Genomic DNA, 15,778 nt, shown 5'->3' on the forward strand with positions numbered 1-15,778 from the left:
ATGTTAGTAATAAACTATGAGACGAACACAAATTACGACAACAGTATTCATCCTAATATCATTTGCTATGATGTCCTGCAACATTACACCAGAAACCAAGGCTTTATGGATTAATAGCGCAAGAATTGACTGCGTTGGTGTTGGCCCTATGCAATGCTTACAAGTAAAATACTCACCCGAGGAAGCGTGGTCCAATTTTTACCAAGATATTGAAGGGTTTACATATGAACCTGGTTATATCTATGAGGTATCAGTAGAACTCATTCGAATGGACCCGGCTAATGTTCCTGCAGATGCGTCTTCAATACGGTATAAGCTAGTGGAAGTCATTTCTAAAAAACCAGATGAACTATTGCGCTTAAATGACGTTTGGGCCCTCACTGACATTGCTGATACCGCTGTAACGGTAGAAAACAGCAAAAAAAGACCTTATATAGAATTAAACACACGACAAATGACAATTTTAGGCTCAGATGGTTGCAACAACTTAAGAGGTAGCATTAAGCAGGTTTCAGCCAATACTCTTACGTTTGGACCACTTATGAGCACCAAAAAGGCTTGTCCAGATATGGTACAGCCTAATGCAATTAACGCGGCTTTGAATGCTGTGCGTCAATACCGACAAGAACCTGGGCAATTGCATCTTCTGGATGCTAATGGTCAGGTACTATTAACCTTTAAAAAAGTAGACTAGTCGTTGGATAGCATAGGTTTACACAATCGTCATTTACAAGGTAATGCTCAAGCGCTTTACAAAGACCTGTTTATTAACGGGTGTTTCTTTCAGGATCAGTTAAAAAATACTTATCCCGAAGAGTTTACTAAAGGCAGATACAGAGAAGAATTTATGCCGATAACACATCCTAAGCCGCACCCTTTTGATTTCCGAAATTCATTAAAATCCACGAGCTTGCTACCTGTTTACGGATGTCAAGATGATTGTTGTATTTACCTTTATGATAAATGTAAATTTGAAAATAACACAGTAAGTTGGATAGGCATTAGGCAGGATAGTTATTATTTTGATCCTCTAAAAACAAGGCATCACCAATTGCAATGGTTGCCTAATTTTAAACCTTTGCACTTCAATCCAGAGGTCTTTGAAGATTTGTACCAACCAAAACATAATTTTTAACACCTATAACTCATGAAAACCTTTAAAGTTATTAGCCTTATTATAGTCACGTTTTGTATATTTAATTGTGAACATACCAGAAAAGAAGAGTCCAAGCCAATAAGCACCAACGAGACTATGGAAAAGCCAAAAAACCTTGCCGGCGGATGGTCAGATGCTGAAGTTACGGACGAGGTAAAGAAAGCCTTAGAATTTGCTGTAAACACACTAAATCTCTCGGCAAAGATTAGTGCTATCAGTGCTGCTAAAACACAAATTGTTAGTGGAAAAAATTATGAGGTGCATTTCACTTTAGACAATGGTGAAGACTGGAAAGTGGTGGTGTATAGAAATTTAAAAAACGAATACCAACTCACAAGCTCTGAAAAACTGAATTAGACTCTCTTGGGATTAATAATAGCGATGGTACTTTGTTCCAAAATTAATTTAAACAGGTCTTAGAACCTGTTTTTAGATTGTATACACCAATTTTGAAAACCCATCATTTTAATCAACTGTTTCAACTCAATTTAGCCGTGCTTTTAATAAGTACCTCAGGGGTACTTGGGCGCTATATTGATCTTGCTGTTCCTTTGACAATTTTTATTAGAGCTTTGTTTTCAGTCATAATCTTATGGTGCTATATAAAATTTCGCGGATACAGCCTACAAGTCAAGCAGGAAGACCGCTTATCCATTTTACTAAGTGGCTTATTTATGGGATTCCATTGGATGACCTATTTCTATTCCTTGCAGATATCCAATGTCGCCATTGCTCTCATTAGCCTTTACACCTTCCCTGTCATCACAGCTCTTTTAGAACCTTTAATCTTAGGCACCAAATTTCATCGCTCACACATATTTACTGGTTTATTTGTTATCATTGGCATGATAATTTTAACGCCTGAAATTGATTTAAGTAGCAACTACTTCAAAGGGATTTGTTTTGGCGTGCTTTCTGCCCTATGCTATGCCTTGCGCAATATCATACTTAAGCCAAAGGTTCATAGTTATAACCAAAGTAGCTTGATGTTTTTACAAATGCTGGTCGTCACGGTGATTCTAATCCCAGCCATGTACCATTTTAAAAAGGGAGAAGTGGCGCCCTTTTTACCCGCATTAGTGACCTTAGCTCTTGTAACTACCGTTTTTGGCCATACCCTTTTCGTAAAGAGTCTTAAGCAGTTTTCAGCAAGCTCGGCTAGCCTAATAAGTTCCATGCAACCCATTTACGGCATCTTACTAGCCTACTTGTTTCTAAACGAACAACCCAATCTAAATACATTTATTGGAGGAACACTGGTTATTTCTGCTGTTGTTATTGAAAGTTTAAGAGTAAATAAATAAAGTCCATTCATTTCTAAAAAAAGATCTGTAACAAGACTTGAGCTTATTCGTTGTGTTAGAGTAAAAACTAACCACAATGAGCAAATACATCTTAACTATCGTTTTATCCATATGGACTTTTAGTCTGGCAAGTCAAAATTCGAAGACCTTTTCAAAGCAAACTGTACTATCGGATTTGGAAACTTTAAGAACCAGTCTTGTTGAAACCCATTTAAATGCATTTGCCTATACTTCTGAAGCGGATTTCAATTCCACATTTCAGGACTTAAGAGGGAGCATTGAGAAAGACTCGCTGTCAGCTTTAGAAACAGTAAACCTCTATCAAAAGCTAATCAGCAAGCTTAATAACGGACATACCGAAATACCCTTTCCTGGCCAATTGTATATCGATTATGCTTACGCAGGTGGCACGCTTTTTCCTTTAGAATTGGCCTTTGAAGGTAACAAAGCCTTAATTAGAAAAAACTGGTCGAGCGAGAGTTCAATTGAAATTGGAAGTGAAGTCATTGCCATTAATGGTCAACCTATAAACGACATTCTTAAGCAAATCTATCCACATATTTCCGCAGAACGTCACGCGTTTAAACTAGCTAAGATGGAGCTTATTTCCTTTCCAAGATTGTATTGGCAGGTATTTGGTGAGATACAAGACTTTAAGGTAACTATTATTAATAAGGGTCGAGCCCAATCCTTTAAGCTTAGAGCCGTTAATTTAATAGATGATTTTGAAATGAAGCGCAATGAAGTTTACAATATTGAACGGCAATTTGAATTTAAAACATCTGATATCGCCTATTTAAACCCAGGAGAATTAAGTGGTAATTTGGAAGCCTATAAAGTGTTTATTGATAGTTCGTTTCAACAGATTAGAAGTCATAAAACCAAAACCTTAATTATCGATTTAAGAAACAATCCAGGTGGTCAAGACGATTTTGGTGACTATCTGGTTTCTTATATTGCCGACCATCCGTTTCAGTGGACTTCGGACTTAATTCTAAAGTCAAGTCAAAGATTAAAAGACGATGTTCTAAAGCATCGCGATACAACGCAAGCCTACTGGAAGTCGTTTTTAAGCCACAAGAATGGGGAATCCTATAAATTTAGTTTTGAGGATTATCAACCACAAGCAAAGAATAAGCGCTTTATTGGTAACGTTTATGTGCTGATCAACCGGCAGTCGCATTCACAATCCACAGTTACGGCAGCTCAAATCCAAGATTACGGTTTTGCCACTTTAGTAGGTGAACCAACAACAGAATCACCAAATTTATACGGCTCACAGTTTACTTACTATTTACCTGAAACAGGTATTGAAATAAAGGTGGCCAAAGGTTATATAACTAGAGTCGATGGCAATAGCGAAGAACATGGGGTCATGCCTGACATAAGAATCCAAGATCATTTACTGGATGATCAAGATGAGATTCTTGAGAGTCTCATGCAATCATTGAGTCTAAAATAGGAGGTTTTGATTTTTCTTTTACTTTTGAGAGAAATCATTTACGACCGAATTGAAATCTTATAGCCTACTTCTGATATTTTGCTGTTCTTTTATGGGGATCGCCCAAGAAAGTCATGTTAATGAAGATTCTATAATCCAGCAACTTCAAATAAGAGAACGAGTCACTTACTCTTTGAATCCCAGAACTAATGACAGTACACTCAGTGCAATTCGATTTTATAACTCCAAGGGCCAAAAAATAGAAGATCAGTATTTCAATTTCAATCGTCTTATGAGTTCTAAATTTCAATACCGTTATAACGCTGATGGGTTATTAGTCGCCATTAAAGAATTTAAGGACGGGAAAATTAGAGCAAGGAGTAACTATATTTATTCAGAGGGCCTTCATAAAGAAACGCTTAGAACTAGCTTAGACGAAACCCTTCGCAAACATCAAAAATTCATCTACAATGCTGATGGCTTGTTACACGAAACCTATGTCAAAGCTTTTGATGATAACAAATTTGTTCTCACCCAACGCCGCTCATATGACAATAAAGAACGACTGATTAAAATCGAATATTACAAGAAAAATGGCAAACTCGATTATAGTCATCTTCATGTCTATGACGCTCGAAATGTCCAAAAAGTATATAGGGTTAAAACCACAGCTAATCGCTTAGAACGAATTATAACCTATAATAGCTTAGGACAAAGGACAGACATTAGTTATTTAAAAAGTAATCGCAGAACCTCTTATAAATTTAACGAGTACAATTTGCCAACCTTTAACATCACTTATCTTAGTCAACAGTTAAATTCAATTAGTAAATTTAATTACTCACAGATGCGGTCTGATTACGAATTATTTGAAGTTCGAAAATTACAGAGTCAAGTATATGAAGCGTTCCAGAATAATCGTCATAATAGCACTTATAGTATCATCTTTTTGCTTAGCTCAAAAAAAGGTAAAAACGCATGAAGGGGTGCGTATTGGTGGTATTAAACAATGGATTGGAGCCAATTCGACGAACGACCAACTTCCATTGTTACTTTTTATTCATGGAGGGCCCGGGTTTTCATCACGTTCTTATTCTAAGAGCTTCATGAAAGAGGTTCGTCGGCATTATATAGTTGCCCAATGGGATCAGCGCGGCGCTGGTATTACCGAAGCCTGGTCACCTGACGCCGAAATTAGCCTGGATATTTTAATGAAGGATACTGAAGAAGTGGTGACTTATTTGCTCAAGAAATTTAAAAAAGATAAACTCTTACTAGTTGGCTTTTCGTGGGGCAATATCCTTGGTCTTAATTATGCAACTAAGCATCCGGAAAATCTCCACGCGTATATTTCAGTTAGCGGTTTAACCAACGGGGCGGTTTCGGAAGAAGGCAACTTACTTTGGCTTAAAGAACAAGTAGCTAAAAAACCTAATGGAATGGCCAATCAAGAAGTTGACAAAATTCAACTACCCTTTAACACCTGGACCGACTTGTATTACATGCGAAAGTGGTCGGCATATTATTCAGGTGTTAAAAATGCAGAACATACTTTTCCTAAACAACTATTTCAGGATTGGGCAGATCTATGGATGCCTATATTTCTGAAAGCAGAAGAAATAAACCACTCCTCCACCATTACAGAGCTAAAATGCCCCTATTTTTCATTTTTAAGCCGCTTGGATCATGTGGCCAATTATGAGGAAGGTGAAAGCTTTTTCAATGGTTTAAAAACTCCTGATAAACAACTCATTTGGTTTGATAAATCCACACATGAAATCCCAACGGATGAACCAGAGAAATTCAGTTCAGAATTGATAAAAATCAAAGATTTCCTTTTCAACTAAGTTTTTAGTTATATATTTACTGAAAATTGTTATTTATGAAGAAATTACACTTTCCATATTTTTTGGTGTGCCTTATTAGTATCAACTTAAGTTGTAAAAACTCCACTACAAGTACACAAGAAAAAACAGTCACAGATTCTATTGAAGAAACTATAGCTATGGCTGAAAACGTTGGGGTATATGATGTTCTTAAAGACCCCGCCTATGTTCAACAAGTTAAAGAACTAGACCTTAAATGCCCCAATCTTAACGATCCTAGAATACCTTTTGAAGACCGCGAAGTGGCCATGGAAGCTTGGGTAGCGCTGAACCAAAATATAGGACAACATTTACTGACCAAGGAATTTGACTGGGGTACTACCGCTGAGACCGTTAAAATTTGGCATCGGTTTTACTTTAATAAAGATGGCTCTATAAACAGCTATTACTACAATATCATGGATAAGAGTATTAACGAAGATACACGAGAAGCTTATGGTCAGCGCGTTTCAGAGATTATTCAAGAACACCGCATTGGCTTTGAGCTAGATAGTGCTTTTGCGCAATGTGGTAAAATGGTTTTTCAAGTACTTTAGTTTTCTGAAAGTTAGTAAATTGTTACCAAAGGGTCCTAACACGCAACCTTTGTTGTTTATTTGAATCTAAATGAAAACAGCTATCATGAACTATCGTAAATACCTCATTTTTTTATTCCTCCCCTTTCTTATGGCGTTTCAATGTGAAGAAGACGAGGAACCCAGCTATTCATTTAACACCTTTCGCGTACAAATAAGCCCAGAATCCAATTTTTCACTAAACGATACGATTTGGGTGGAAGGCTTAGTATCCTCTCAAGTCTTAGATTTGGAGACCAACGATTCTATAACTGGCATCGACCCTCAAACAGACAATTTTGGGGTCTTTAAATTCATCAATCCAACAGACATAAGTAATTGCCAGGATGCTATTGACCAATTTGAATTGGTATTAGACATAGGAGATACTTTTGGTATCCCTGTCTGCGAAAATGCCGATGTACTGGCCCTTCCGGAGTTGGATTCTGATGAGACTTCCTTCCGCTACCGAATTGGATTCAAACCAATAACAACGGGTGATTTTGTCTTTAGTTTTAGAAATGCTGAATTGCGTAATACAGCACGAAACGAGGTCATTATTGAAGATTATCCAATCACCAATTTCCCAGGACAAATTGGTTTTCAGCGATGCGAGCGTGTTTCCTGGAGAATCTTAAGCGAATCTGAAAGGGAGTATTATTTCTCAGTTCAATAATGTTTTTTTCATAGCAGGTTTAAATCATCAGAATCAAAAATTCTATTGTGATCTTCGATTTAAAATGGTCACTGTATATTTGGGGTGTTTGTTAGTAAAATTCTAATCAACCACTACCAATGAAAACAATCGATCGCTATATAATCGTTTATTGCTTTATAAACTTTATACAGGCCTTAATCACCCCTATCATACAGGATGAGGCCTACTACTGGATGTTTTCCAAGCATTTGGACTTGGGGTATTTTGATCATCCACCCTTGGTGGCCTATATGATTAAGGTGGGAACTATGGTGATGCCAAGTCCGGTTTTAGGCATACGTTTTTTAACAGTGGTCATGATGGGTTTTACCCTAAAAACTGTTTGGAATCTCATTCCTACAATTAAGCGTCAGATACCCAAGGCTGAGCTCATTTTCTTTGGAATAGCATTGTCTCTACCCTTGTTTCATGTGTATAGTTTTTTAACCACACCAGACGTACCCCTGCTCTTTTTTACCGCTTTGTTCCTTCTGGCTTTAAAACGAATTACTGATAAAGAGTCGATTGCCAACATGCTATTGTTTGGATCCGCTGCTGCCTTGCTCGTGTATTCCAAGTACCATGGGGGTATTGTGATTTTACTAGCCGTACTTTTCCGATTAGATTTACTCAAGCGTTGGAGCACCTATATATCTGGATTAATTGCTTTGATTTTAGTTATACCTCATTTGTATTGGCAAATTCAGAATGATTTCATCACATTTGATTTTCATCTATTTCAAAGGGCCAGCGGTAAGTATAGCTTAAAATATGTGGACGACTATCTTCTTGGAACTCTAGCCATCCTTAATCCGGCTTTTCTATTCTTAATTTTTAAAAATTCCAAACTGCTTGTTAGCCTCAATAATCATAGCAAGTTTCTATTCAGAATGTTGATAGGGATTATTACCGTGTTCTTGTTTATGTCTTTGCGATCACGAATTGAAGCACACTGGGTAGCAGTTGGTATTATTCCCATTACCGTTTTAATGTTTGAGCTTATTGTAGAGAAAGCGAGTCTTTTAAAGCCATTGAAGATAATCGCGATTATCTTTGTTTCCCTAATCATTTTAGCACGCATCGTAATCCTGTTTGAACTTCCTGTGAAAACAGAGTTTTATAAAGACAAAAAAGAATTCTTTGAATCGGTATCAGAACTATCTAATGGGAAACCGGTAGTGTATATTAATTCCTATCAAAAAGCGTCTAAACATTACTATTACACTGGTTTTGAGGCTATTTCCGATAATAATGCATTCTATCGTAAAAGCCAGTATGATCTTTTTGAAGTTGAGAAAGAATTTAATAATAGACCTGTTTTGGTTATAAGCGATTTACCTGCAGCACATCTGGATAGTATGGTATTTGATTCGGGGCGGATGGTGCATTATAAATTTCTTGACAATTATGTGGTATGTGCAAAGCTAAAAGCACAGGTTCTTGATGATAAACTGGATAAGCTAGATCGAAAGGGTACAGTCAAGGTTGCTATCTATAATCCCTACAATTACCCAATCCACCTCGATGCCGTCGATGACCGATTTGATTTTGGTTTAATGTTGTTAGAAGGCTACAATAAGACACACATACCTGTCAGTTATTCCGGAACCAAAGTACTTCCACCTAATACTACATCAACTATCGACATTGAATGGACTATAAAAGATGGCATAAAATCTGGGGATTATGGGATGCTGATAACAATAAGACATGGCATCATTGCACCTAAAGCCATTAGTAAGACATATAAGATTCATTTAAAATAAATGCTCAGGAGTTATAAAATTATCAATAGCTCAAAAAAATAGAAAACTTAACTTGTAGCCACTAATTAACATCTTCCCTATGGTTCAATCTTATAAAAAGAAACACCAACTACAAGATCATTACAACACAATAATTATTGGCTCTGGCATGGGAGCCTTGTCTACTGCAGCGCTACTGTCTAAACAGGGTCAAAAAGTTTTGTTATTAGAACGCCATTATACTCCGGGTGGATTTACCCATGTCTTTAAACGTAAAGGCTATGAATGGGATGTTGGTATCCACTATATTGGTGAGATGCAGCGCGAATCCAGTCTTATGAAGAAGTTATTTGACTATATCACAGAAAGCCAATTGGAATGGGCCGATATGGGAGAGGTTTACGACCGTATTATTATTGGCGATCAACACTATGACTTTGTTAAAGGGGTTACAAATTTTAAGGCTAAGTTGATTAGTTATTTTCCCGAAGAAGAAAACGCCATCAACCAATATATAAGCTTGGTCTTTGAGGCTATAAAAAAAGGAAGATCTTATTACATCAGCAAAGCGCTACCACCTTTTCTAAACAAGTTGATTGGAGGATTTCTAAAGCGACCTTTTTACAAACTCTCCGATAAAACCACCTATGACGTACTGCGATCCTTGACGTCCAATGAAAGGTTGATTAAGGTATTAACAGGTCAGTACGGCGATTATGGTTTACCACCTAAGCAGAGTAGCTTTGCCATGCATGCCACTGTAGCAAGGCATTATTTTGATGGTGGTAGTTTTCCTATTGGAGGTTCATCTCAAATTGTTGCTACCATTGACCCAGTTATTGAAAAAGCAGGAGGTACCATTCTGGTCAGCGCAGCAGTAAAGGAGGTTTTGATTGATAACAATACTGCTGTGGGAGTTCGTATGGAAAACGGGAATGAGATACGAGCTGATAAGGTTGTTAGCAATGCAGGTATTATAACCACTTACAATCAATTGTTACCCTATAACATTGTTGAGAAGCACCGATTAAGAAAGCAACTCAAAAAGATTACTCCTTCCGTGGCGCACGCCAGTTTGTACATTGGTCTCAATGGATCCCCAGAAGAATTACAATTACCAAAGACCAATTTTTGGGTATATCCAGAACATAAAGATCATGATTCCTGTGTAGAAGATTACCTCAAGGATTTGGATAATCCCTTACCAGTTGCCTATCTCTCCTTTCCTTCTGCTAAGGATCCTGACTGGTCCAATCGCTATCCTGGCAAAAGCACGATTGATGTGATTACCCTGGTTCCCTATGATACTTTTGAACTTTGGGAAGATACCAGATGGAAAAAGCGTGGAGAGGATTACGAAGCTAAGAAAGAGTATTTTGCCCAACGACTACTAGAGGTCGTCTATAAACATCTGCCCCAAGTAAAATGTAAGGTGGATTGTTATGAGTTGTCTACACCATTAACTACCAAACACTTTACCAACTATCATAAAGGTGAAATATACGGTCTTGACCACAGTCCAGAGCGGTTTCGACAAGATTTCCTAAAACCTAAAACACCTATAAAGAATTTTTATTTAACAGGTCAGGATATTGTGACCTGTGGTGTTGGAGGCGCACTGTTTTCTGGAGTATTAACAGCGACTGCAATGACAGGCAAAAACATTATGAAATCGGTATTGAATTCATAATCAGACAATTGTCTTATTATTTGTAAATTCGTGATTTGGATTCCTAAAATGAAACGAGCACATCAACTTTTTCAGCTCTTACTATCTGAAATAACTAAAAAGCGAATTGAGAAAGTAATACTTTATGTAGCGCTTATTAGTTTCTTTATTCATTTGAGTCTAATATACCTCTCGGATTTCGGGATCATCGATCTTTTTACCAAAACTGAGTTATTTAAAAGCCCGATCTCAGCTATTTACACCCCATTCTCATTTATCCTTATTTATGAAGTATACCTTTTAATCTATTACTTACCAAAATCATTTACAACCTATATCACCAAACAATACGAAATTATTACCCTTATAATAATTAGAAAACTGTTTAAAGATTTGTCTGCTTTGGAATTATCAGCTAATTGGTTTGAGATTAAAGATGATCTTCAATTTACCTACGATCTTCTAGCATCATTGATACTTTTCTATCTTATTTATCAATTTCAAAAACAAGGTAGACGAAAACTACAACTCAAAACTGCAACCAGCAACGTACAACAATTTATAATTAGAAAACGTGCTATTGCGGTTATATTGGTCCCTTTATTCTTCGTTTTGGCCTTATTTACTTTAATAGACTGGGCTTCCCAATTATCTTTATCATCAGGCAACCCGCCCTCGTTTGAAAGTATTAATAATTTATTCTTCGATCAATTTTTTACGGTTTTAATCCTTGTTGACGTGGTACTATTATTGTTATCTTTCTTTTATACCGATCAATTTCATAAAATCATAAGAAATTCTGGGTTTGTAGTATCCACAATACTTATAAGGTTATCATTTGGTGTCAGTGGTCTCATCAGTACCATTTTAATTGTGGTAGCTGTTCTGTTTGGATTGACCATTATCATAATTCATAATCAATATCAAAAACAATTGGCTAATCAAGCGACTTCTGCCGATAACTAGAAAAAGTCCCAGAATTATAATATCCTGGGACCTTTACCTTATAGCCTATTATTAATTTATTCCTTTATATATACAAAGCGTTCCAATCGGCTTAGTTCCTTATCATCAACATACTTCCCAATTTCTTTACGAAACTGTTCCATGTTTTTATAAGGTCTGTATTCCTCAAATTCATGCGCCATACGCCCACCCACGCCTGGTAATGCTTTAATATCTTCTTCAGAGGCTGAATTTAATTCAACTGGCACAAATACATAATTTTCATAGCGTGCCACTTCATCCTCATCCACATACTTGCCAATTTCCTTTCTAAATTGTTTAATACTTGTGTATGGTCTGTATTCTTCAAATTCATGTGCCATACGATCCCCTACCCCTGGAATCATCTTGAAGTCCGCTTCAGCTGTGGTATTTAAATTAAAAGGCACAAAGATGGACTTGTACACGTTTTCCTTGTTAGGCATCTCACCTAAAGCTTTATCAAAATCATTCATAGTTAAGAACGGGCGTTCTGCCATGATTTTTGAGAGAACTTCAGTTGGTAAGTTGAGTCCTTGTAACTCTTCTTCTGTGGCCAAATTAGCATTTAATACAGTAGCGATTTCTGCTTGAGGAGTTTCTGCAGTTTCAGGCGCCACCTCTGTAGCCGGAGTTTCTGGTGTTTGGGGAGTTTGCTCCTCAGCTTTGTTTTCTTTACACGATATTAAAATCATACTTAATAAGGCCGTACCTAAGATTATTGTTTTGAATTGTTTCATTATTGTTGTTTTAAAAGTGTTATGTATACATATCCAATTAAGGCTAGTATTACCATGCTCCCTGGTGCCAGAGCTGGAAGTGCACCTGAAAGACTTTCCTTGAAAAGAGTCCAACCTGAGGCGCTTGGGGTCATTTCCAATTCAAACTCATAATTAGCCATTAAATGCAAGTATGTTCCGTAAATTCCCGAAAACGCAGTTATTAAGAGCATAAATTGGAAAAGTTTAGAAATAACGTTTGACGGACGGAAAGCCAATACCATCATTAATAAAAGCATAGCACCAATACAAATGATAGGAATCAATTGCTTGGTATCCTCATAATGATCTAACAGGTATAACTCTAGAACCGTACCAAACGTTATGAATAATAATGCAGTGAGCACTATTTTTTTTACCCTTGACAGTATTTGATTTATTGGTGGTTTTGCCATTTTGGCGGTAAAAATACATTGCTTATGCTCTTAAAAAAAATTATCTAGAAAGATTCCAAATAATATTAACAAAAGTTTAGGCGATCAGCAAACAAGAAGCTCCCATTAGTATTTTTTGTACCTTCAGATACCAACCATAACATCATACAAGGCATGAAAACCTTATTTAAATTCCTCATATTATTAGTTCTGTTTGCGTCCTGCAATGAAAAAAATGAAGCGGCTAATAATTTCTATAAAAAACCTCAAACTCAAGTAAAACCCCATCTAAAAGCCATTGCTTCTGATGACGCACTGGTTGCCACTGCTTTGATGGCCGCTCCTGAAGCTGGCAGGGACAGTGCCACGGTAATCGGTTATAACATGAAGGGGGAATTTGTAACCTTTAGAGAAGGTAGCAACGAGTTTATTGTTTTGGTTGACGATTCAAAAAAAGATGGATTTAATGCAGCTTGTTACCATAAAGATCTCGAGCCATTTATGGCACGCGGACGGGCATTACGTGCCCAAGGTAAAAGCCGAGATGAAATTTTTGATATTCGTGCAGCAGAGATGGCCTCAGGAGAATTGAATATTCCAACAGGCACCACCTTACACATTTATTACGGTCCGGAAACCAACTACGATCAAGGAACTAATAAAGTAGATCAGGCCATTCTGCGTTATGTCGTGTATCTACCTTATGCCACTGCGGCATCAACCGGCTTACCAGAACAACCGGTTGCCTCCAACCATCCTTGGATCATGAATCCGGGGACACATAGAGCACATATCATGATCTCTCCTCTAGCACCGAATGTGGATTAAAATAAAACGTATGAATCAATTATTAAGTTTTCTGTGCTTTATTTCAATAGGTGCATCCGTGTATGCCCAATCAACCACAACTAAATTCGATTATGATGCCAAAGTTCAACCTATTGCAGAAGTCGTTTCTAAACAACGCTTGGATTCCTTGACTCAGCTAAAAAAGGTGGTTATAGATGGCTTTGACTCAAAAGCGCCATTTTATCTTTATGAGAATGGCAGAAATAAAGCTAAGAATTATATTTTCCTTCTCCACGGTTTAGGCGATTCTAAAGATGATTGGCTATTTCCATCCGAACCATACCTCCAATGGAGTCAAAACACCACAGCTATAAAAGATTCATTGCTTCAATTAGGATACAATCTTATTATTCCCGATGCTAAATTTCATGGCGAACGCAGTTATGAATTAGGCTTTAGACCACCAACCAGCTTACCCCCGGTAGTTTCAAATAATGAAACCGACACTTTACTGTTCGAGCAATTGATGACTAGTACAGTTAAGGACTTACGGATTATCATGGACTACATAGAACGAAATAATGCCGATGCCTCAACAAATTTTATGGCTTTAGGCTACAGTATGGGAGGCAACCTTGCGCTATTGACCAGTATGTTTGACCAAAGAATCACCTGTGTGGTGGCCTGTGTACCACCCTTGAACCTACCTGCAAGAGGGCTTGAAACATTTGACACCTGGTCCCCAAAGGTTATTCAAGGGCAGCTGGATATCACTCCAATGACTCACGTTCTTAGACAAAAAAGTCCCCTTTTATTACTAATGGGTAAAAAAGACTTCTACACTACCTCAGCAGAATTCTCCAAGTTCTATAATCTTTTAACTACAAATGAGAAGTTGCTCAAGACTTTTAATGCCGGACACATTCTACCTGATAATTATCGTATGGATGCAATTGCATGGTTCGAAAACTACAAGAACAAATCAGATTAGAAAGTAACAATTTAGAAAGTATTTGAAACATTCAGCATTGGGAATACAGAGATTAAAAAAGTACACTCACTGCTACAATTATAAGGTGCCTGCAAACGATAATCCTTTGGATTTAATTACCTTTATGGTCTTGAAATACACCTATGAAAGTTATTGTTATGGGCGGTGGTTTTGCTGGTCTGGAACTGGTAAAACGTCTGGGAAACCAGCAGGGTTTCGAACTTATTTTAGTAGATAGTAACAATTACAATTTTTTTCCTCCCCTTATCTATCAGGTATCCACTGGTTTTATGGAACCTTCAGCCATTAGTTACCCCTTTCGTAAAATCCTAAGAAGACTTAAGAATGTTCGATTTCGATTAGGATCTTTAGAACAAGTGGTTCCTGAAGAAAACAAAATTATACTAAGCAACGGAGAACTCCACTACGATATACTGGTGATGGCTACTGGTACAGAAAGTAATTTCTTCGGAAATTCCAATATTGAAGCCAAGAGTCTACCAATGAAAACCATAAGTGATGCTTTATCGCTTAGAAACGTTATCCTCACACGTTTTGATAGAGCCACACGATTAGCAAACGATGAAGATCGCAAAAATCATTTAAGCTTCGTGATTGCCGGTGCTGGCCCAACCGGTGTGGAATTGTCTGGTATTCTTGCCGAAATGAAACGCTCTGTGATTATTAAAGATTATCCCGAACTCAAGGAGGAAGACCTCGGTGACATAACCCTTGTTGATGGACAAGACTCGGTTTTAGGAGCCATGTCTGGAAATGCCCAATCCTATACATCCAAAAAGTTAGAACAGTTAGGTGTAAAAATGATCATGAACACATTGGTAAAGGATTTCGATGGAGACACCGTGACCCTATCTAACGGAGTGTGCATAGCTTCCAAAAACCTCATCTGGGCTGCCGGTGTATCAGCAAAAACGTTTCATGGATTTCAAGACACTTGTTTAGGACCAGGAAAGCGCCTTAAAACGGATGTCTACAATAAGGTCCAATCCCATAAGAACATTTATGCCTTGGGAGATTGTGCCCTAGTTTATGGGGATAAAGATTATCCTAATGGCCATCCACAATTAGCGCAGCCTGCTTTGCAGCAAGCCAAGAATCTTGCTGAAAACCTGAAACGATCTAAAGGAGCCTGGAAACCATTTAAATACCATGACAAAGGATCTTTGGCTATTATTGGCCGCAATAAGGCTGTTCTTGATTTTCCAGGTCAGAAACACTATGTAAAGGGATTTGGAGCTTGGTTAATTTGGATCTTTGTACATATTGCAGGATTGGTTAATTTTAAAAACAGAGCCAGAACCCTGTATAATTGGCTGGGTTATTACATCAATAAAGACCAGTATTTTAGAATGATCATCAAACCAACAGAACGCCTCAAAAGCTAATTT

Annotated in this window: 16 protein-coding genes; 14 read left to right on the forward strand and 2 right to left on the reverse strand. The window is 37.4% G+C overall.

All coding sequences use genetic code 11. From position 1 onward, the window contains the following. Nucleotides 1-16 precede the first annotated feature (16 nt). The 11 genes from DN064_RS14185 to DN064_RS12825 all read left to right on the forward strand — a co-directional run bounded on the left by DN064_RS14185 (nt 17) and on the right by DN064_RS12825 (nt 11,418). Nucleotides 17-694 carry a DUF4377 domain-containing protein gene (locus tag DN064_RS14185; RefSeq protein ID WP_157962317.1) on the forward strand — a complete coding sequence of 226 codons (678 nt, stop codon included), beginning with the start codon at nt 17-19 and terminating at the stop codon, nt 692-694. 453 nt (nt 695-1,147) lie between these two features. Beyond that, nucleotides 1,148-1,513, forward strand: coding sequence for a cystatin domain-containing protein (locus DN064_RS12780; protein WP_115463058.1), 366 nt, complete (start codon nt 1,148-1,150; stop codon nt 1,511-1,513). 92 nt (nt 1,514-1,605) lie between these two features. Then, entirely contained in the window at nt 1,606-2,460 is an 855-nt protein-coding gene (locus DN064_RS12785; protein WP_232827494.1) for a DMT family transporter, read from the forward strand. 76 nt (nt 2,461-2,536) lie between these two features. Continuing rightward, entirely contained in the window at nt 2,537-3,922 is a 1,386-nt protein-coding gene (locus DN064_RS12790) for a S41 family peptidase (protein ID WP_115463059.1), read from the forward strand. Between the two features lie 91 nt (nt 3,923-4,013). Further along, on the forward strand, nt 4,014-4,883 hold the full coding sequence (locus DN064_RS12795) for a hypothetical protein (protein ID WP_115463060.1): 870 nt from the start codon (nt 4,014-4,016) through the stop codon (nt 4,881-4,883). After that, nucleotides 4,801-5,748 carry an alpha/beta fold hydrolase gene (locus DN064_RS12800; RefSeq protein ID WP_115463061.1) on the forward strand — a complete coding sequence of 316 codons (948 nt, stop codon included), beginning with the start codon at nt 4,801-4,803 and terminating at the stop codon, nt 5,746-5,748. The genes DN064_RS12795 and DN064_RS12800 overlap by 83 nt, the downstream gene beginning before the upstream one ends. A gap of 35 nt (nt 5,749-5,783) precedes the next feature. Continuing rightward, the gene (locus tag DN064_RS12805; RefSeq protein ID WP_115463062.1) at nt 5,784-6,323 is read left to right on the forward strand and encodes a hypothetical protein; all 540 of its coding nucleotides are present in this window, start codon (nt 5,784-5,786) and stop codon (nt 6,321-6,323) included. 70 nt (nt 6,324-6,393) lie between these two features. Continuing rightward, nucleotides 6,394-7,017: a hypothetical protein gene (locus DN064_RS12810; RefSeq protein ID WP_115463063.1), complete on the forward strand. Its 624-nt coding sequence runs from the start codon at nt 6,394-6,396 to the stop codon at nt 7,015-7,017. Between the two features lie 119 nt (nt 7,018-7,136). After that, entirely contained in the window at nt 7,137-8,804 is a 1,668-nt protein-coding gene (locus tag DN064_RS12815) for an ArnT family glycosyltransferase (RefSeq protein WP_115463064.1), read from the forward strand. A 79-nt stretch (nt 8,805-8,883) separates the two neighbouring features. After that, nucleotides 8,884-10,473, forward strand: coding sequence for a phytoene desaturase family protein (locus DN064_RS12820; protein ID WP_115463065.1), 1,590 nt, complete (start codon nt 8,884-8,886; stop codon nt 10,471-10,473). Nucleotides 10,474-10,521: 48 nt separating this feature from the next. Then, on the forward strand, nt 10,522-11,418 hold the full coding sequence (locus DN064_RS12825; protein ID WP_115463066.1) for a hypothetical protein: 897 nt from the start codon (nt 10,522-10,524) through the stop codon (nt 11,416-11,418). Nucleotides 11,419-11,474: 56 nt separating this feature from the next. On the opposite strand, the gene DN064_RS12830 is transcribed toward DN064_RS12825, so the two are convergent. Both DN064_RS12830 and DN064_RS12835 read right to left on the reverse strand, forming a co-directional pair. After that, on the reverse strand, nt 11,475-12,176 hold the full coding sequence (locus tag DN064_RS12830) for a helix-hairpin-helix domain-containing protein (protein ID WP_115463067.1): 702 nt from the start codon (nt 12,174-12,176) through the stop codon (nt 11,475-11,477). After that, nucleotides 12,176-12,610: a hypothetical protein gene (locus DN064_RS12835; protein ID WP_115463068.1), complete on the reverse strand. Its 435-nt coding sequence runs from the start codon at nt 12,608-12,610 to the stop codon at nt 12,176-12,178. Before DN064_RS12835 ends, DN064_RS12830 begins: the two co-directional genes overlap by 1 nt. A gap of 153 nt (nt 12,611-12,763) precedes the next feature. On the opposite strand from DN064_RS12835, the gene DN064_RS12840 reads away from it, so the two are divergent. The 3 genes from DN064_RS12840 to DN064_RS12850 all read left to right on the forward strand — a co-directional run bounded on the left by DN064_RS12840 (nt 12,764) and on the right by DN064_RS12850 (nt 15,775). Continuing rightward, a complete protein-coding gene (locus DN064_RS12840) occupies nt 12,764-13,417 on the forward strand; it encodes a hypothetical protein (protein ID WP_115463069.1) in 654 nt (217 codons plus the stop codon). A gap of 10 nt (nt 13,418-13,427) precedes the next feature. Further along, the gene (locus DN064_RS12845; protein ID WP_157962318.1) at nt 13,428-14,369 is read left to right on the forward strand and encodes an alpha/beta fold hydrolase; all 942 of its coding nucleotides are present in this window, start codon (nt 13,428-13,430) and stop codon (nt 14,367-14,369) included. Between the two features lie 143 nt (nt 14,370-14,512). After that, nucleotides 14,513-15,775: an NAD(P)/FAD-dependent oxidoreductase gene (locus DN064_RS12850; RefSeq protein WP_115463071.1), complete on the forward strand. Its 1,263-nt coding sequence runs from the start codon at nt 14,513-14,515 to the stop codon at nt 15,773-15,775. Nucleotides 15,776-15,778 lie beyond the last annotated feature (3 nt).

Origin of the sequence: Winogradskyella aurantiaca (assembly GCF_003362725.1) — a bacterium.
Classification (GTDB): Bacteria; Bacteroidota; Bacteroidia; order Flavobacteriales; family Flavobacteriaceae; genus Winogradskyella_A; species Winogradskyella_A aurantiaca.

Coding starts and splice junctions, on each gene's coding strand:
- DN064_RS14185 (WP_157962317.1), top strand. CDS start 17: ATGAGACGAACACAAATTACGACAACAGTATTCATCCTAATATCATTT.
- DN064_RS12780 (WP_115463058.1), top strand. CDS start 1,148: ATGAAAACCTTTAAAGTTATTAGCCTTATTATAGTCACGTTTTGTATA.
- DN064_RS12790 (WP_115463059.1), top strand. CDS start 2,537: ATGAGCAAATACATCTTAACTATCGTTTTATCCATATGGACTTTTAGT.
- DN064_RS12795 (WP_115463060.1), top strand. CDS start 4,014: ATGGGGATCGCCCAAGAAAGTCATGTTAATGAAGATTCTATAATCCAG.
- DN064_RS12800 (WP_115463061.1), top strand. CDS start 4,801: ATGAAGCGTTCCAGAATAATCGTCATAATAGCACTTATAGTATCATCT.
- DN064_RS12805 (WP_115463062.1), top strand. CDS start 5,784: ATGAAGAAATTACACTTTCCATATTTTTTGGTGTGCCTTATTAGTATC.
- DN064_RS12810 (WP_115463063.1), top strand. CDS start 6,394: ATGAAAACAGCTATCATGAACTATCGTAAATACCTCATTTTTTTATTC.
- DN064_RS12815 (WP_115463064.1), top strand. CDS start 7,137: ATGAAAACAATCGATCGCTATATAATCGTTTATTGCTTTATAAACTTT.
- DN064_RS12820 (WP_115463065.1), top strand. CDS start 8,884: ATGGTTCAATCTTATAAAAAGAAACACCAACTACAAGATCATTACAAC.
- DN064_RS12825 (WP_115463066.1), top strand. CDS start 10,522: ATGAAACGAGCACATCAACTTTTTCAGCTCTTACTATCTGAAATAACT.
- DN064_RS12830 (WP_115463067.1), bottom strand. CDS start 12,176: ATGAAACAATTCAAAACAATAATCTTAGGTACGGCCTTATTAAGTATG.
- DN064_RS12835 (WP_115463068.1), bottom strand. CDS start 12,610: ATGGCAAAACCACCAATAAATCAAATACTGTCAAGGGTAAAAAAAATA.
- DN064_RS12840 (WP_115463069.1), top strand. CDS start 12,764: ATGAAAACCTTATTTAAATTCCTCATATTATTAGTTCTGTTTGCGTCC.
- DN064_RS12845 (WP_157962318.1), top strand. CDS start 13,428: ATGAATCAATTATTAAGTTTTCTGTGCTTTATTTCAATAGGTGCATCC.
- DN064_RS12850 (WP_115463071.1), top strand. CDS start 14,513: ATGAAAGTTATTGTTATGGGCGGTGGTTTTGCTGGTCTGGAACTGGTA.